15 protein-coding genes are annotated in these 16,302 nt (G+C 67.7%); 9 read left to right on the plus strand and 6 right to left on the minus strand.

The window, feature by feature from the left end:
* Nucleotides 1-290: 290 nt before the first annotated feature.
* Nucleotides 291-1,403: a M20 family metallopeptidase gene (locus AB0M65_RS11210; protein WP_364024995.1), complete on the minus strand. Its 1,113-nt coding sequence runs from the start codon at nt 1,401-1,403 to the stop codon at nt 291-293.
* A 122-nt stretch (nt 1,404-1,525) separates the two neighbouring features.
* On the opposite strand from AB0M65_RS11210, the gene AB0M65_RS11215 reads away from it, so the two are divergent.
* Both AB0M65_RS11215 and AB0M65_RS11220 read left to right on the plus strand, forming a co-directional pair.
* A complete protein-coding gene (locus AB0M65_RS11215; protein WP_364024998.1) occupies nt 1,526-2,713 on the plus strand; it encodes a cytochrome P450 in 1,188 nt (395 codons plus the stop codon).
* A gap of 102 nt (nt 2,714-2,815) precedes the next feature.
* Nucleotides 2,816-3,754 (plus strand): helix-turn-helix transcriptional regulator, encoded by a 939-nt coding sequence (locus AB0M65_RS11220; protein WP_364025001.1) that lies wholly within the window; start codon nt 2,816-2,818, stop codon nt 3,752-3,754.
* On the opposite strand, the gene AB0M65_RS11225 is transcribed toward AB0M65_RS11220, so the two are convergent.
* The 4 genes from AB0M65_RS11225 to AB0M65_RS11240 all read right to left on the minus strand — a co-directional run bounded on the left by AB0M65_RS11225 (nt 3,741) and on the right by AB0M65_RS11240 (nt 7,536).
* A complete protein-coding gene (locus AB0M65_RS11225) occupies nt 3,741-4,514 on the minus strand; it encodes a hypothetical protein (RefSeq protein WP_364025004.1) in 774 nt (257 codons plus the stop codon). The two genes, AB0M65_RS11220 and AB0M65_RS11225, sit on opposite strands and share 14 nt — an antisense overlap.
* A 9-nt stretch (nt 4,515-4,523) precedes the next feature.
* On the minus strand, nt 4,524-5,210 hold the full coding sequence (locus tag AB0M65_RS11230) for a papain-like cysteine protease family protein (RefSeq protein ID WP_364025007.1): 687 nt from the start codon (nt 5,208-5,210) through the stop codon (nt 4,524-4,526).
* Between the two features lie 513 nt (nt 5,211-5,723).
* Complete coding sequence (locus AB0M65_RS11235; protein WP_364025010.1) at nt 5,724-6,245, minus strand: DUF1453 domain-containing protein; 522 nt, start codon at nt 6,243-6,245, stop codon at nt 5,724-5,726.
* Between the two features lie 82 nt (nt 6,246-6,327).
* Entirely contained in the window at nt 6,328-7,536 is a 1,209-nt protein-coding gene (locus AB0M65_RS11240) for a cytochrome P450 (RefSeq protein ID WP_364025013.1), read from the minus strand.
* 59 nt (nt 7,537-7,595) lie between these two features.
* Here AB0M65_RS11240 and AB0M65_RS11245 point away from each other — a divergent pair, with 59 nt between their 5' ends.
* The 6 genes from AB0M65_RS11245 to AB0M65_RS11270 all read left to right on the plus strand — a co-directional run bounded on the left by AB0M65_RS11245 (nt 7,596) and on the right by AB0M65_RS11270 (nt 12,842).
* Nucleotides 7,596-8,198, plus strand: coding sequence for a TetR family transcriptional regulator (locus AB0M65_RS11245; protein WP_364025015.1), 603 nt, complete (start codon nt 7,596-7,598; stop codon nt 8,196-8,198).
* Between the two features lie 195 nt (nt 8,199-8,393).
* Nucleotides 8,394-8,834 carry an enediyne antibiotic chromoprotein gene (locus AB0M65_RS11250; protein WP_364025018.1) on the plus strand — a complete coding sequence of 147 codons (441 nt, stop codon included), beginning with the start codon at nt 8,394-8,396 and terminating at the stop codon, nt 8,832-8,834.
* A gap of 203 nt (nt 8,835-9,037) precedes the next feature.
* Complete coding sequence (locus AB0M65_RS11255) at nt 9,038-9,643, plus strand: response regulator transcription factor (RefSeq protein ID WP_364025021.1); 606 nt, start codon at nt 9,038-9,040, stop codon at nt 9,641-9,643.
* Between the two features lie 159 nt (nt 9,644-9,802).
* Nucleotides 9,803-10,375: a DUF1453 domain-containing protein gene (locus AB0M65_RS11260; protein WP_364025024.1), complete on the plus strand. Its 573-nt coding sequence runs from the start codon at nt 9,803-9,805 to the stop codon at nt 10,373-10,375.
* A gap of 5 nt (nt 10,376-10,380) precedes the next feature.
* Nucleotides 10,381-10,794 carry a hypothetical protein gene (locus tag AB0M65_RS11265; protein ID WP_364025027.1) on the plus strand — a complete coding sequence of 138 codons (414 nt, stop codon included), beginning with the start codon at nt 10,381-10,383 and terminating at the stop codon, nt 10,792-10,794.
* Between the two features lie 326 nt (nt 10,795-11,120).
* Nucleotides 11,121-12,842, plus strand: coding sequence for a fatty acyl-AMP ligase (locus AB0M65_RS11270; protein WP_364025030.1), 1,722 nt, complete (start codon nt 11,121-11,123; stop codon nt 12,840-12,842).
* 62 nt (nt 12,843-12,904) lie between these two features.
* Here AB0M65_RS11270 and AB0M65_RS11275 read toward each other — a convergent pair whose 3' ends face one another.
* Entirely contained in the window at nt 12,905-15,637 is a 2,733-nt protein-coding gene (locus AB0M65_RS11275; protein ID WP_364025032.1) for an AAA family ATPase, read from the minus strand.
* 207 nt (nt 15,638-15,844) lie between these two features.
* Here AB0M65_RS11275 and AB0M65_RS11280 point away from each other — a divergent pair, with 207 nt between their 5' ends.
* Nucleotides 15,845-16,183: a hypothetical protein gene (locus AB0M65_RS11280; RefSeq protein ID WP_364025034.1), complete on the plus strand. Its 339-nt coding sequence runs from the start codon at nt 15,845-15,847 to the stop codon at nt 16,181-16,183.
* The last annotated feature ends 119 nt before the right edge of the window (nt 16,184-16,302 follow it).

Here is a 16,302-nt window from a genome sequence, read left to right on the forward strand (position 1 = left end):
CCAATCGTGGCGTGGTGCTCGGGCTCACTGTGACCGACTTGTTCGCGGGGTCGGCGGCCAGAGCGAAGGCGTGACTCGCGTGCTCAAGCACGTAACTCGCGTGCTTAAAGACGGATTTCACGTGCTGGACGCCGAACTCGGTGTGCGGGGTCTGAGCACGCGAGTTCCCCCTTCAAGCACGCGAGTTCCGTCTTCAAGCACGCGAGTTCCGCCTTCAAGCACGCGAGTTCCGTCTTTGAGCACGCGAGTGCGGTGCCGCGTCACCCCAGGCGCCACCTTTGACCTACCCCTCAAATAGTCCTCTGGTTGCGCCCCGCGTCGGGATCGCGAAAGGAGCGGATCGCCGTCACCAGGCCGGTGACGAGGTTCGCCCGCTCGGCCATCGACTCGACCAGCAGATACTCGTGGTCCGCGTGGGCGCCGCCGCCGACGGCGCCGAGGCCGTCGAGGGTCGGGACGCCGATGGCGGCCGTGAAGTTGCCGTCGCTTCCACCCCCGACCGCCACCCCGGGGACGCCGGGCAGCAGTCGTTCCGCGACGGCGAAGAGGGTCGCGGAGGCGGATTCGGGCATGGGAGGACGCCGGACCTCGCCACGCACGGTGATCTCCGCGCCGTCGAGACGCGGTGCCAGCGCGGCGAATCCGGCTTCGACGCGTGCCTTCTCGGCGGCGGACTCGACCCGGACGTCCACGACGACGGTCGCGGCGGCGGGCACGACGTTGCTCGCCGTTCCCGCCGAGGCGACGGTCGGGGTGACGGTCGTCCCCGCCGCCGGGTCGCCGAGCGCGGCAATGGCCAGCACCTGATGCGCGGCTTCGATCAGCGCGTTCACCCCGGCCTCGGGTTCCAGACCGGCGTGCGACGCCCGGCCCTTGACGGAGACCTGGAACGAACCGCAGCCCTTGCGGCCGGTCTTCAGCCCCCCGCCGTCGGCCGCGCCCTCGAACACGAGGACCGCACCGCACGCGCGAGCGCGTTCCTCGATGAGGTCGCGTGATCCGTGCGAGCCGGTTTCCTCATCCGCCGTCACCAGGATCTCGACCCCGGACAGATCGTCGAGCGCCGCCAGGCCGTGGATCGCCTGCACCAGACCGCCAAGCATGTCGAATACGCCGGGTCCGGTCACCCGGCCGTCCACCACCGCGAACGGGCGCCGTTCCAGGGTGCCGATCGGGAACACGGTGTCGTGGTGCCCGAGGACCAGCACACGCGGATCGCCACCGCCGGACCACCGGACGTGTGTCCCCACCGCACTGTCCACCAAGGTCGCCTGGCCGCCGAGGCGACCCTCGATGAGCCCGGCGACCGCCTCCGCCGACGCCGTCAAAGCCTCGATGTCCCCCGACGGGGACTCGATTTCGACGAGTTTCCTGAGGTCTTCGATCATCGCTTCGGTTGTCACCCGAACCCCCTCGCGCATGGTCCTCCGTCTGGATCGTGGTGCCGTCCGGTGTTGTGTACCACGGGCTCGCGGCGCCGGTCTCGACCTCGCTCATCCTGGCGGGCTGAGCCTAGGATCGGGTGATGCTCGAGAACCTGCTGAACCCGGAAACCAGGGCCAACCCATACCCCTTCTACCGGCAGGTGGCCGACAGCGGCCCGGTGCTGAAGGTGAACGAAGGGTTCTTCGTGGTGACCGGGTTCGAGGAGGCGTCCGCCCTGCTGCGGAACTCCGCGTTCGGCCATCCGGAACCGGAGGTGCTGCCGAACCCAGACACGGAAGAGCCGGTGGACGAGCAGGGCCGGGTGATCCGCTCGTTCCTCGGGCTCAACCCGCCCGACCACACGCGCCTGCGGCGGCTGGTCTCCAAGGCGTTCACGCCGAGGATGATCGAACAACTCGCCCCGCGGCTGGAAGACCTGTCGAAGGAGCTCGTCGCGAAAGCCCTCGAACTGGGCGAATTCGACTTGATGACCGAGATCGCGAGGCCACTGCCGGTCGTCGTCGTCAGCGAATTGCTCGGGGTGCCCCTCGCCGACCGCGGCCGGTTCGAAGAGTGGTCGCACGCGATGGGCCGGGCGCTCGATCCGGCGTTCCTGATCGCGCCGGAGACGGTCACCGCGGCGGTCGCCGCCCGGCGCGAGTTCGTCGCGTATTTCCGGGAACTGGCCAAGGAACGGCGAAAGCGGCCGACCGGCGACCTGTTTTCCGACCTGGTTTCGGTGTCCGACGAGGGCGACCGGCTCAGCGAAGGCGAACTGGTGATCACCGCGATGCTCCTGCGGGTCGCCGGGCACGAGACGACGACCAACCTGATCGGCAACGGGATCCTCGCGCTGCTGAACCATCCGGACCAGTTACGGGCGCTGGCCGGGGACCGGTCGAAGATCCCGAACGCGGTCGAGGAAATGCTCCGGTTCGACTCCCCTGTCCAGCTCACGACGCGGACCGCGTTGCGCGACGCCACCATCGGCGACGAGCCCGTCACCGAAGGCGCGCAGACGGTCGTGCTGCTGGGCGCGGCCAACCGCGATCCCCGCACGCACGAGGCACCGGACAGCTTCGACGTCGGCCGTCCTTCGCCGAAGCATCTCGCGCTGGGACAAGGCATCCACTACTGCCTCGGCGCTCCGCTAGCACGGTTGGAAGGACGGGTGTTGTTCGAGACGCTGCTCGGCACCGGCCGCGCCTTCCACCGGACCTCGGAGCCGGTCTGGGTGAAGCAGGTGACGTTACGCGGGCTCGACGGCCTGCGTCTCGCATTCTCCTGACCAGGGCGCGGCCGGAAAGTCCGGTTTTCGACCTTAGACGGTTGTCTAGTGGTGCCGGACTGCGCATGCTGATCGCCAACCCGGCGGTCATCGAGGTGTCAAATGCACCAGCAACGCAAGGAGTCCGGCACGGCACCGGTCCCGAACGCGGTCAGGTCCGGACCTTTCCACCGGGCCCTCTCCGAAGCGGTGGAACAGCGCGGCCTTTCCCTCTCCCGCATCCGCGCGCATCTGGCGGCACGCGGCGTTTCCGCCGCCGAGTCGACGTTGAGCTACTGGCAGCGCGGGCTCCGGCATCCGTCGACGCCCAGATCACTCGACGTCGTCCGCGCCCTCGAAACGGTGCTGGGCCTCCCGTCCGACAGTCTGATCGTCCTGATCGGCCCGCATCGGCGGGAAGGCGACCGCAGGCCGTCGCTGCCGGAGCTGCGGCAGAGCTGGGCGGAGACCTGCGCACTGCTGGACGAGCTGAACGATTCGCCCGGCACGGTGGGGAACGCGAAACTCGACGTGGTGACCGTGGTCGATCTGCTGACCCTGACGGCGGAAGGCCGGACCGTGGAGATCACCTCGACGATGGTGGTGCGGGCACGGGAATCCGGCGCGGACGGCTTCGTGGTGACCCATCAGGATGAAGAGGGCACGGACATGGAGGCGACGTCCGTCATCGCCACCGACGGCTGCCGAAGAGGCAGAGTGCGAAGAAGCGCCTCGTCACCGGGAATGGTGTTCGAGCTCCTCTTCGATCGTGGTCTCACCGAAGGGGAAACGCATACTTTCGCCTTCACTTTGCGCCTGGCCGCGTCGGTCCGTTCGACCTGCTTTCACCGGACCGTGCGATCCCGGATGTCGGCGTACCTGCTCCGGCTGCGTTTCGACCCCGACGCGATCCCGGCCCGCTGCGTCAAAACCGTGCGGGAGCGCGAAGAACTCCCGCCAGTGGTCAACGAACCGTTGTTCTGCGGCCCGGGAGCCACGGTCAGTGCCTACTTCGAAGATCTCGACGTCGGGATCGCCGGAATCGACCTCATCTGGGAGTGAGGCGACGCTTCCGCCACACCACGAACACCGCGAGGGCGAGCACGGCCGCTCCCCCGGCGATCAAACCGGCCACGATCGCCACCGGCAGGCCGCTGTCGACGGGCTGACCGTCTGCCTGGGCGAAGCCGATTCCTTGATTGCGCTGATAATCCGAGCCCGGCATCTTGTCCGCGTACCGGCCGTGCACAGCCTTTTGATACTCGGAAAGCGGGGCGGACTTCCCCACCGGTGACTGGGGAAGACTCGCCTGCAGGAGCACCACGTCGTTGCGGCCGAGGTCGTACCAGCCGTTGATCTGGGGCTCGTTGAGCAGGACCGAACCCGGGCGAAGCCGTGCGCTCAAGGTCTCTTCGTCGTTGCCGGAGAAGGCACCCGCCGCGACCCACGTTCCCTGGCCTTCCGGCATCGCCTGCACCGTGGCCTTCTGGCCGGAATCGGCGGTGGCCGTCACGGCGACGGCTTTCAGGACACCCGCCGGTGCCCCGGCCGTGCCGCGGACGAAATCGGGATTGAGGGTGTAGACCGGCACACCCCGGTCGCTCACCGTGATCTGTCGTGGTTCGATGCGGTCGACCTGCCGGAAGTTCGATTTCGCGAGACCGATCGCACCCGGCTGACCGGCGACGCGCACGGCTGCGGCGAGGTCGCCGTCCGAGGGCGGGACGACTCCTTCGCTCGCCGTGGCGGGCAGCGCGGCAGGCACGAGCATCGCGACGGCGACCACGAGACAACTGGAGAACTTCCGGCAGATCCTGTTCATGACCGCTGATCAGCCCTTCCGGATGTTGACGATGGTGTCGTTCCAGCGGAACTGACCGTTGCTCCGGTACTGGTTGTAGTTCCAGGTCTGGTAGCGCTGGTAGCTCGGCCACGGGTCGCCGACCATGATCGACTGGTTTGCCGAGTCATAGCCGTAGATCACCTCGGCGTGACCACCGCCGGACGTCCAGTAGATCCCCGTCAGGTTCAGGATCCCGGCGTCGACCTGGCTGACGACCGAATTGAAGCCGATGGGACCACCCGCGTCCTGCGCGGAGAAACCGGTGCCCCGGAAACCGCGGACGATCTCGGAGATCTGGGCCGCCTGGTTGGGGCAGTACCCGCCCGACGAACCCTTGCCCGCGGCGCAGAACTGGGCCTGGGTGGCGGAACCGCCCTGCGACCGCTCGATGCTCGACCCGTCCGCCGCCCAGCACCACTGGTTGTTCTGCTGGACCTGCTGGGTGTAGTTCAGCTGCTTGGAGGCCGCGGTGGTGGCGAACGTCGTCGCGGTGCCCGCCGCCGGGGCGATCTCGCGCACCTGCGAGTGGGTCTGGGTCTGGATGAGGCCGCTGGGCCGGTCCCCGTCGCCACCGGGCTGGGCGAGCGCGGTGGCGGGCAGCATGCTCAACGCGAAGACGGCGGCGCCGGTCGCCAGCGCGGCCCGGGTCACCCGCCGGCTCGATAGGCTCTTCACAGATGTCTCCTTTGACATGGGGATGGGGAGAGGCACATCAAGGTGCCGTCGGCCGGCGAGGCACTCCGGCCGAGATCACGGTGCGCCGCCCCGCCCGCGGGGACAACGCCCTCGCGCGGTCGCGGGGAAAGGCTGTGATCGTTCACAGCACCCGGGTCACGCCGATGGCCAGGAAACCGCGGCCTCGTGGGGAAACAAGCGCGGTGGTCGCGCAAGATTCACAGGGCGTTCACGCGGACTGTGAATCAGGGACAGGCGTGGGACGAAGGCGACTTTTCGTCGTGAGTGTTTTTGGGTCGTTAGAACGACCCGGATCACTCACGAGAACCCGGCCGAGGCGGCAGGTGGCCGAGCACGGTCGTCGCGAGTGGCACTCACGACTGGCCCGGCCCCACTCACGACCACCGCGCCCTGAAGTACACGAAGGCCCCCTTCCTTGCGCCAGGCGCAGGGAAGGGGGCCTTCCTGTACTTCAAGCCTCAGGACCGCGAGCGGGTCGAAGCGCGAACGGGGTCAGCGGTTGAGCCGGTCCCAGGGACGTTCCTTCGCCCACTTGTCCCAAGGGCGTTCCTTGTCCTTGGCGAAGGGCGCGTCCATGGCCAGGCCGCGCGGGAAGAGCACGGCGGCCTCACCGGCGAAGCTGATCCCGATCGCGAGCTGGTAGGGCCGGGCTTCGGGGTGCATGCCGAACTTGACGGCGACCAGCCCGAAACCGAAGGTGGTCGCCACACCCACCACGAACAGCACGAGGCTCCAGACGGTGTACTTCTGCCAGAGCTCGCCCTTCTTCTCGTAGAGCTTGACTGTGGCGCCACGCGCCGCGCCGAACGCGAAACCGATCACGGAACCGCCGACCACCCAGGCGACGTCGCCGCCGTTGAGTTCCTCGAAGTTCGCCATGCCCACCACGCCGATGATGATCAGCACGATGGGTGGCGCCAGCAGGTCACGCCAGTTGAGCGGTTCGCCGATGACCCGCATGGTCAGTACGACGACCACACCGATGATGAGGCCTGCCAAGAGCCAGCCGTTCACCTCGGATCCCCTTCCCCCAGAAGTGCTTTGGGCACGAACCTAAATTAGCACCACCATGCCATAAAAGCAAATGAGGGTGGCGCTACACCGCGATCGGGATCATTGCCGGGCCACGCAGGTTGATCCGGCCGTTCCACTTGACCTCGCCGTCGAATTCGAGCTTCGGGAAGCGGCTCACCAGGCGCTGGATCACGACGCGGCCTTCGAGCCTGGCCAGCGACGAGCCAAGGCAGTGATGCGGGCCCGCGCCGAAGGACACGTGACGCCGGGCGTTCGCGCGGTCGAGCCGGAGTTCGTCGGCGTCCGGGCCCCAGAAGCGGCGGTCCCGGTTGGCCGAGGCGAGACAGGCGAGCACGAAAGTGCCGGCCGGGATTTCCTTGCCCCGCACCGAGTACGGCTTCGTGGTGACCCGGCGAGCCTGCTGCACGGGGCTGTCGTAACGGAGGAGTTCCTCGATGGCGTTACCCGCGATCTCCGGGCGTTCCCGCAGCAGGGCGAGCTGATCCGGATTGCGCAGCAACGCCACCGCGCTGTTGGAGATCAGGTTGGCCGTCGTTTCGTGGCCCGCCATGTAGAGCAACGCGACCTGCGCGACGATCTCGTCGTCGCTGAGCTTGTCGCCGTCGTTCTCCGCGGCGATGAGCGCGGTCAGCAAGTCCTCCCCCGGATTCGCGCGTTTCCAGGCGACGAGCTGCCGGATGAGCGACGTGATCTCGACGCCGGCGTCGTTGATCGCCCGCAGCACTTCCTGATCGGAGACGGCTTCGAGCGAACGGACGATCGTCGCGCTCAGCTCGCGGATGCGGACGTGGTCGTGCGGCGGCATGCCGAGCATCCGGGAGATCATCGTGAACGGCAGCTGGAACGCCAGTTCCTCGACGAGGTCCGCGCGCCCCGCGTCCTCGATCCGGTCCAGTGAGACGTCGACGAGCCGGGTGACCTCCGGTTCCAGCGCGGCGACCGAACGCGGCGTGAAGACCTTGGTCACCAGTGTGCGCAGCCGCGTGTGGTCCGGCGGGTCCACGTCCAGCATGCACAGGTTGAGCACGTTCATGTCGTCGGTGTCCAGCTGGTCGTACTGCGCACGCACCTGGCCGCCCGAAACCAGCCTGTCGTCCACCGAAAGCCCGGCACGCAGAAGCGCCGCGACGTCCTGGTACTCGGTCAGGATCCAGAATCCGAACGGGTGCTGGTGCACCGGATCGATCTCGCGCATCCGGCGGTAGGCCGGGTATGGGTCGTCCGCGAAACCGGGCTCCAGCGGATTGAACAGCACTTTCGTCTCGGACATGGAGGCCCCCACCTACTCAGTGTCGGTAACATACACTGCGCATGTTGTATTCTCCGCGCATGTCTTCTGTCAAGAGCCGGCGCACGCGGTATTCGGAGGCCACCAAGGCCGCACTGCTGGAAGCGGCCACCCGCCGGTTCGCCGAGCACGGCTTCGCCGGGACGTCGCTGGAGGACATCGCCGCGGACATCCAGGCCACCCGGGGCGCGGTTTACCACCACTTCGCGAACAAGACCGCACTCTTCCAGGCGGTGTTCGACCAGCTGGAAACCGGGATGACCGGCAACGTGGCCGAATCGCACGCGAACGCGGCCGATCCATGGCAGGCCACGATGTCCGGCCTGGAAAGGTTTCTCGACCGTTGTTGCGACCCGGTCTACGGACGGCTGGTGTGGCAGGAGGCCCCGATCGCACTGGGCTGGCGGCAGTGGACCGAACGCGAAGAGGAATACGGCTACGGGCTGATCGAACAGATCGTCCGGCCGCTGGTGGAAAACGGCGACTTCGCGCCCTTGCCCGTGGCGCCGACCGCGCGCGTCATCTTCCACATCCTCGGCGCGGCGGGCCTGGCGCTCGCCGAAGCACCGGACGAGGACAAGGCCCGGGTCAAGGACGAATACTCCCAGGTGATCCGGCGCCTCATCGGTTCCCTGCGCGGATAAAAAAGGCGAACACAATTCCTGAATAACGTGCAATGACATCGGTCATCAGGCAAATAGTGACAGATGTCAGTATCAGTGAAACCGGCACGACTGCTACTTTTCGTTCAGCGCGAAAAGCAGCAGGCCGAAAAAGCCGGACTCGCGCGAATCGCCGATCACATCCGTTTTCTCGAAACCAGAGTGAGGTATTTCGCCATGGCTTCCGCAACCAAGTCGCGTTTCCTTTCCCGTGCCGTTCCGGTGGCCGCCCTGTCGCTGGCTCTGCTCGGCGGGCTGTCCTCGACGGCGTTCGCCGCGGCCGACCCGTCGGTGAGCGCGGACCCGTCGACGGGCCTGTCCGACGGCGCGACCATCAACGTGACCGTCAGCGACTACGCCGCCGAAGAGCAGGTCGCCGTCACCGAGTGTGCGAGCCTGCCCGACGGTCTCGTCGTCTGCGACGGCAAGAACATCGTCGGCCTGATCACCGACACCGCCGGCACCGGCGTCACGCCCTACACCGTGCACAAGGCCTTCCAGGGCTACACCCGCGACGGCCAGCCGTGGGGTCCGGTCGACTGCGCGACGGTCCAGTGCGGCATCGGCGCGTCGAACACCGGCGCCGTGCTTTCCGCCACGAAGATCTACTTCCAGTAACCACAGTGCCAAGTGACGGCCGCCCGGCGCCGGGCGGCCGTCACGGCGGTCCGCCGAAAGGTGGACTGTCAAGTGGACCAACGAAAACAATCCACCCCCGCGTCACGTCAACTTGCGGTCGCACCCTCGCCTCGGCCTCCCACAGCCGGTGATTTCGCTGTTACGTTGCGAACACGGCACTGTTTCCGGGGGATGGGGGGTCGATGATCCGTGTGCTGATCGCCGAAGATCAAGTACTCGTCCGAGGCGCGCTGGCGCTGTTGCTCGAACTGGAGCCGGACATCCAGGTGGTAGCGGTCGTCGGTGACGGTGACGAAGTGGCCGACGCGGCCGCGCGCACCGGACCCGACGTCGCCTTGCTCGACGTCCGGATGCCGAGGGTGGACGGCCTCACCGCGGCGGCGGAACTCCGCGTCCGGTCGCCGGGCTGCCGCGTGGTCATGTGCACCGGTTTCGACCGGCCCGGCTATCTCACCAGGGCCATCGAGGCGGGCGCGGTCGGGTTCGTGCTCAAGGACATCCCGCCGGAGGACCTGCTCGACACGGTCCGCCGGGTGCATGACGGCGAGCGGGTCATCGACCCGGCGCTGGCCATGCGGTCCGTGGTGACCGGGCCGAATCCGTTGACCAACAGGGAAAGCCAGGTCGTCCGGATCGCCGCGGACGGCGGCACGATCGCCGAAGTGGCCGAGAAACTGCATCTGTCCCGCGGGACGGTGCGCAACTACCTGTCCTCGGCCATCGCCAAGACCGGCGCGGGCACCAGGGCCGAGGCGGCGCGGATCGCCGACCGCTTCGGCTGGCTCTGAGCCGCGGTCATCCCTTCGGCGGTACGCCGCGGTGATTCCGTACCTCCTAAAGGAAGTGCGTACTTCGATCGTCGCGTGGATGTGGCCGGACCATCCGGGGTCCTAGCGTTGGCACATCGGAAAAGACCTTGTGTTGCCGGATGGAATAGGGAGTGCTCCATGAGCGACGGAATGCGCGACGCGCTGATACTCAGCGGCATCCTCATCGTGATCGTCCTCGCGACGCAGGCCGGGCGGCACCGGCTCGGGGTGATCAAGCTGCTGGCCCCGCTCGGGATGGTCGGCTATGTGGCCTACCTGGTGATCGGTGACCTCACGTTCACCACGCCGAACCTGGTCACCGCCGCTATCGGCACGACCATCGGGCTCGCCATCGGCGTCGGCCTGATGCTGACCATGTCGGTGGAACGCGACCCGGCCAACAAGAAGCTCTACACCAGGGCGGGACTGCCCTACGTGGCCATCTGGCTGATCGTCTTGGTGCTGCGCCTGACCTTCATCTGGGCGGTGGAGAACGTCACCTCGTTCGCCAAGGAGGTCGGCGAGTTCCTGCAGGACAACTCGATCGACGTCGAGGCGGTCACCGCGTTCTTCGTCCTGATGGCCATGACGATGGTGCTGGTCCGCACCCTCGCCGTCGCGATCAGGGGCGCCCGGCTGCGCGGCACCGGGGCCGAGGTCTCGAAGGACCGCGGCGACCTGGTGGAGAACACCTCCGGCCGAGCGGGCTGACGACGGTGCGCGGCACTCGTCGAGCACTGTCCTGCCTGACGGCCCTCGCGATCTCGGTGACCATGCTGGCGGGCTGCCGGGAGCCGGGGACGGCCGCCGATACCGGCACCGGTGGCCCGTCCGCGGCGGTGAGCGGCTCGATGACCAGGGACGAAGCCTGCGCCAAGGCGATCGCCGAGGCGGTCTGGGTGCCGGACAGCCTGTCGAAGGACAAGATCGCCGAAGTGATCCACCGCAAGATCACTCTCTTCCAGCAACTCTCCGACGGTACGAAGGACAAGGAACTGGTTCCGGTGCTCACCACGATCGCCGAGAGCTATCTCCAGCTCCAGCGGGACCGGCTGCACGAAGCCCTGATGGTGGTCGACCTTGTCAAGGCGATCGCGGGCCATGTGGAGGCGTTGAACGCCGTCTGCTGACCCCACCGGTCTGAGGGCGTACCGGAAATCCCCAACCTGTCCACCCCCACAGGTCCGGTACGCCCTCTCCGTCATGCGCGCGAAAGCTTCGAACCGTACTCCCGATACCACCCCTGGTGCGACCCACTAAGGGGGAGATAGGGGGTTGAGTGGAATGCCGGTCCGGACCACGATTCCGTTATCAGCCGAAACCCGGCGACGGGCGGCACGCGAATTCGTTTCGCCGTTCGCACAGTGCCGAATTCACTGTGCCGGAAATTGACAGTGCCGAATTCACTGTGCCGGACATTCCGGGAATTGTGGTAATAGACAGCGGAAGGCGCCGGATGACCTCTCTAGCCACTCCCGAAACGAGCACCGTCCGTACTTCGGGCACGGTGATCGACCTGCTGTCCGCCGCCGCCCGACGGCATCCGGACCAGACTGCGGTGATCCACGTCGAGGATCCTGCCGCTGCCGAACCGGCGGGTTCGCTGACCTACGGGGAACTCCACCACGCGGCACGCCGGGTCGCGGCGCTGCTGGCGAGCGGAACCCGGCCGGGTGACCGGGTTCTGGTGCTGTGCCAGGACGGCCCGAACTTCCTCACCGCCTACCTGGGGTGTCTCTACGCGGGTGTCATCGCGGTCCCCGCTCCCGCACCCGGCGGATACCGCCAGCACAGCGAGCGGCTGGCCCATATCGCCACCGACGCGGGTGCGGTGGCGGCGATCACCACCATCGAGAAACTGTCCACTGTGGCCGGTTGGGCGGCCGAGGCCCTGCCAGGCCCGCTCTGGTGCCTCGCCGCGGACGCCGTCGATCTGCCGCCCGCCACCGCCTGGTCACGTCCCGGCGTGGACACCGAGACGATCGCGATGCTCCAGTACACGTCGGGTTCCACGACGGATCCGAAGGGCATCCTGATCACCCATGGCAACCTGATCGCCAACGCCGCCGCGCAGCACCGGGCGCTCGGCGGCAGGCAGAACGTCAGATTCGGCGGATGGACCCCGCTGTATCACGACATGGGTTTCAGCATCGTGATGCTGCCGCTGCTGATGGGCGGCTCCTCGGTGGTGATGGCCCCGACGACCTTTCTCAAACGGCCCTTGGCCTGGCTGCAGATGATCGACCGCTACCGCGTACGGCTTTCGGCCGGTCCGGACTTCGCGTACCGGCTGTGCCTGCGCAAGGTGACCGACGAACAACTGTCCACATTGGATCTTTCCGGCTGGCGGAGCGCGCTCAACGGCGCCGAGCCGATCAATCCCGCCACGCTCAGGGATTTCCAGCGTCGCTTCGCGGTCACCGGCTTCGGGGAAAGCGCGCCGTGCCCGGTGTACGGGCTGGCCGAGGCCACCGTTTACGTCACCGGGATCAGCGATCGGGCACCCGACGTCCGGCTGGTCGACGCGGCGATGCTGGAGCGCGGCCGGTTCGTCCCCACCGATGACCGTGGGAAGGGCCGCGAGATCGTCAGCTGTGGCACGGTGACCGACTTCGAGCTCCGGATCACCGATCCGGTCACCGGCGCGGTGCTCCCGCCGGGGCACGCCGGCGAGATCCGGCTGCGTGGCGCGAGTATCGGCAAGGGCTACTGGGCGCACCGCGGTGAGCGCGGTTTCGCCGACGAGGGTTTCCTGCACACCGGCGATCTCGGGGTGTCCTACGACGACCAGCTGTTCGTGCTCGGCAGGCTCGACGAGGTAATCCGGCTCGGCGACCGGATCCTGCTGCCGCAGCAAATCGAACAGGAGATCCGGATCGAACTCGGCGACGCTGTCGAACTGGGCGCGGCGGTCAGCACCGGCCGCGACGATCTCGTCCTGCTGCAAGAGGTTCGCGGCAGGCCGGACGAGCACGACCTGGCAAAGATCGCCGACCGGATCCGGCAGCGTCTGCGGATGGCCCTCGACGTCACGGCCGACCGGGTGGTGCTGCTGCGACGGGGATCCGTGCTGCGCACCACCAGCGGGAAGACCCGCCGGGTGGCCATGCGCGAGCAGTTCCTCGACGGAGGGTTGCGAGTGATGCACGACGACCCGACGCCGGACTCCTTCCGATGACGGGACAGCCGGGAGCCCGTCACGACCGGCTCCCGGTTGCCCCGCCCTCGGAGAGCGGACGTTCAGCCACCACGCGCCACGGCACCGCCGAGGCGCGCCGGCAGGTCATGCCTGCCCGCGACCTTGAGCTTCCGGTAGATCCGGGTCAGATGCTGTTCCACCGTGCTCATGGTGACGAACAGCTTCTCCGAAATCTCCCGGTTGGTGTAGCCGTGGCTGGCCAGGAACGCCACCTTGCGCTCCGACTCGCTCAGCACCTTCGGCATCACCGCGCCGAGTTTGGCCTCGGCCTCCCCGCGGGCACCGTTGGGGAACTCCTTGGCCAGCCGTTCCTTGAGGGGCGCGAAACCGCGGGCGTCGGCCAGCTGCACCGACTGCCGGAACATCATCCGGGATCGCTGATGGTCGCCAAGAACCTGGTAAGCACGGCCCAGATCGGCGTACGCGTGCGCGAGCTCGTGCTGATCCTGGCCGTTCTGCAGGCATTCGACCGCCTGGCGCAGCAGCCGCGGCCGGTTCTTGGGCTCGCTCACCGCGGCCCGGTACCGCAGGGTGATGCCGCGGCCCCGCGACTGCCCCGGTCTCAGTCTCTCGGCCTGCGCGTCGACCATCTGCACGGCGCGGTCGTGCTCGCCGATGGCCGCGTAGACCCTGGTGACCCCGGTTCGCCACGGGAGGAGGCCGGGCGAGTCGATCGCCCACTCCCGCATCAAATCGCCGCAGGCCATGAAATCCTCGAGTGCGGCGTGCAGCTGACTGGTCGCGAGGTGGTACTCGCCCCTGGCGTAGAGGTAGTGCAGCCCGAACCTCGTTTTCAGCAGGTCGTCGGGGACCAGCTGGTGCACGTGATCGGCCGCGGCCTGGTACCGCCCCAGCCGGGTCGACGCGAGGATCAGGCAGGACAGCGAAAGGCCGATGGCCACACCCCACGCCTGCCGCGGCAACAGCCTCAGCGACAGCTCCGCGTGCTCCAGGCTCCGCTTCGGGTCGCCCTGGCGCAGCGCGATCTCGGCGAACAGGCTGTGCAGCCTGGCCTGCCAGGCGGCGCTGCCGACATGCCTTGCCCTGACCAGCATGTGCTCACAGGCCGACGCGGCCGTCGCGAGCTCGTCGGCGTAGACGAGCGCCAGCAGGATGCTCTCCACCTGCTCGAACGACGACGAATCCAGCCGTACCGTGCGGAGCAGCTGCCCGGCACCGACCAGGGGATTCCCGTCGATCCGCTGGGTGAGTACGTCGTAGAGCATCGTGGCACTGCGCCCGGTCGCCCCGGCGTGCAGTGCGAGCCACGCGTCGCCGCTCTCCTCGTCGGCGGCCGAGGGCCGCAGCGCCTTCGCCAGCGGCGGGTAGGTCGCGGCGAGCATCAGCCGCAGTGCCGCGAGTTCGGCCGCGTCCGGGGTCTGGCCCGCCGAAGCGAGCGCCGACACGGCCCGTGCCGCCTCGCCGAACTGCCCGTATCTGAGCAGGTAGTGGATCAACGTCACGGAACGGTGCGCACCCGCGCGGAGATCGTCGACCATGTCGCCGATCTGCCGGGTGTGCCGGGTGATCTTGAAGGTGGGCTGCTGCCATTCGATCGCGGCACGCCGGACGGCGATGTCGGCACGCTGCCGGTCGTCGACACAGATCCGCCTTGCCATGTCCAGGCAGCGCCGCGCGAAGTCCGCCGCTTCCGGCGTGGAGATCTCGGCGGCCGCCTCGGTCAGGATGCCGACGATCCAGGGCTCCTCCGCGTCCTGCGCGTCCAGCAGCAGCTTCGCGATCCGGTCAGGCCTCGCCGCGTCGTGGTACAGCAGCTCCGCCGCCTGGAGGTTCATCCGGCCCAGCTCGTCGACGGGCATCTCGTCCAGGACGGCGGCGCAGATCGCCTCGTCCCGCAGCCGGTCACCCGCCGCGAGCCCGACCTGTTCCAGCTCCTGGACGCGCGCCTTCACGATCTTCTCGTCCAGGCCGAGCAGGTCCGCGACGAGCGCGGGTGCGGCGGACTCGGTGAGCACCGCCATCGCCCTGGCGACGGCCACCGTCACGGCGCCGTACCGGCCCAGTACCGCGGTCACCGCCTGCCGGTAACCGGGACTGCGCCCGATCGGCTCGGTACCGGGCTGCTCCTCGCCGAGCAGGACGTTCAGCAGCAGCGGATTGCCGCCGGTGACCCGCAGGCAGGCCGCCGCGAACTCCGGATCCGGATACCTGGCGGTGACCAGCTGCTCGACGGCCGACGGCGACAGGAGTGGCACCTTCAGCCGCAGGGACCGGGGCTGACGCAGCCAGTCGGTCTTCCGGCCCCGCTCATGCGGCGATTCGGCGACCACCAGCATGATCTGCGCGGTGTGCAGCCTGCCGTCGAGCAGCTGCAGGCACAGCGTGGACGCCTCGTCGGCGAACTGCACGTCGTCGATGCTGATGAGCAACGGGGTGCACGCGGAAACTTGCAGCAGTCGCGCGCAGATATCGTACGCGACGTTTGCCGTCGCCCCTTCCGAATCGATTTCACCCGAATGGCCGGTCAGCCGGGTTACTTCTTCGAGCTCGGGCATCGCCATGCCGTCACAGAGCTGCCGGATCATTCCGAAGGGGACGTCCTGCACGAGCTTCGCCCCCACCGCGCTCAGCACGACGGCGCCGGAGACGGCGGCTTGATAGGCGAAGTCCTGAAGCAATGTCGTCTTGCCGCTCCCTGGTGGGCCGGTGAGCACGACGGTGCTTCCCCGAATCTTCTTCGTGTTCTCGTCCAGTTTGCTTCTCAGCGCCGCCATGGGCTGCGCTCTCTCCAACAAGGCATTGACAAAACTCATGAATCCCCCAAGACCCAGCTAAACCGTTGACGAACATTTCACGCTGTTCACGGTGCGCGGAGCAGGGCGGAACCCCACCGGTTTCCGGCGGCTTTGCCGAACATCCCCAGGCGAGACCCGTCCTCTCGGCTTCACACCCATGCGGTGCGACAGCGCACCGAACCTGGAGGGCCTCTTTCGTTCGCACGACAGGAAAGCGAACGGCCGGTGCAGATCCGATCGGACGACACGACGCCGCCCAGTGCGGGCACGACGGCGCAGTCCAGGCCCGTCCCGGCGGAAGCCCCGTCGGAGGCATCCGGATGGACGGACAATCGATTTACCGAATGGCAACATTCCGGTAAGGACGACGGTGCGCCGGCAACCGGCGTCCCGTGGTCCGTCACCATTGTCGGCCGGATCATGCCGGCCGTCGTCAGCCCGGCGACGAGCAGGGCCAACAATAATACGACAGCACGCATTGTCACCCCCATTGTGCCGACCATTGCCGCAGCCGCCGCCGAGATCGCCATCGATCCCGGCCGCCGCCGCCATCACCCCAAATGATTATCGCGGTCGATCCAATTCGGGTTTCACCGATACGCGCGGTCTTTACACAAATTCCACACTTGACGAAAGCCGGTCATTTCATCCCCAGTACCACCGATTACGTAGGCCAGCATCCC

Source organism: Amycolatopsis sp. NPDC051071, assembly GCF_040682875.1.
Lineage (GTDB): Bacteria > Actinomycetota > Actinomycetes > Mycobacteriales > Pseudonocardiaceae > Amycolatopsis.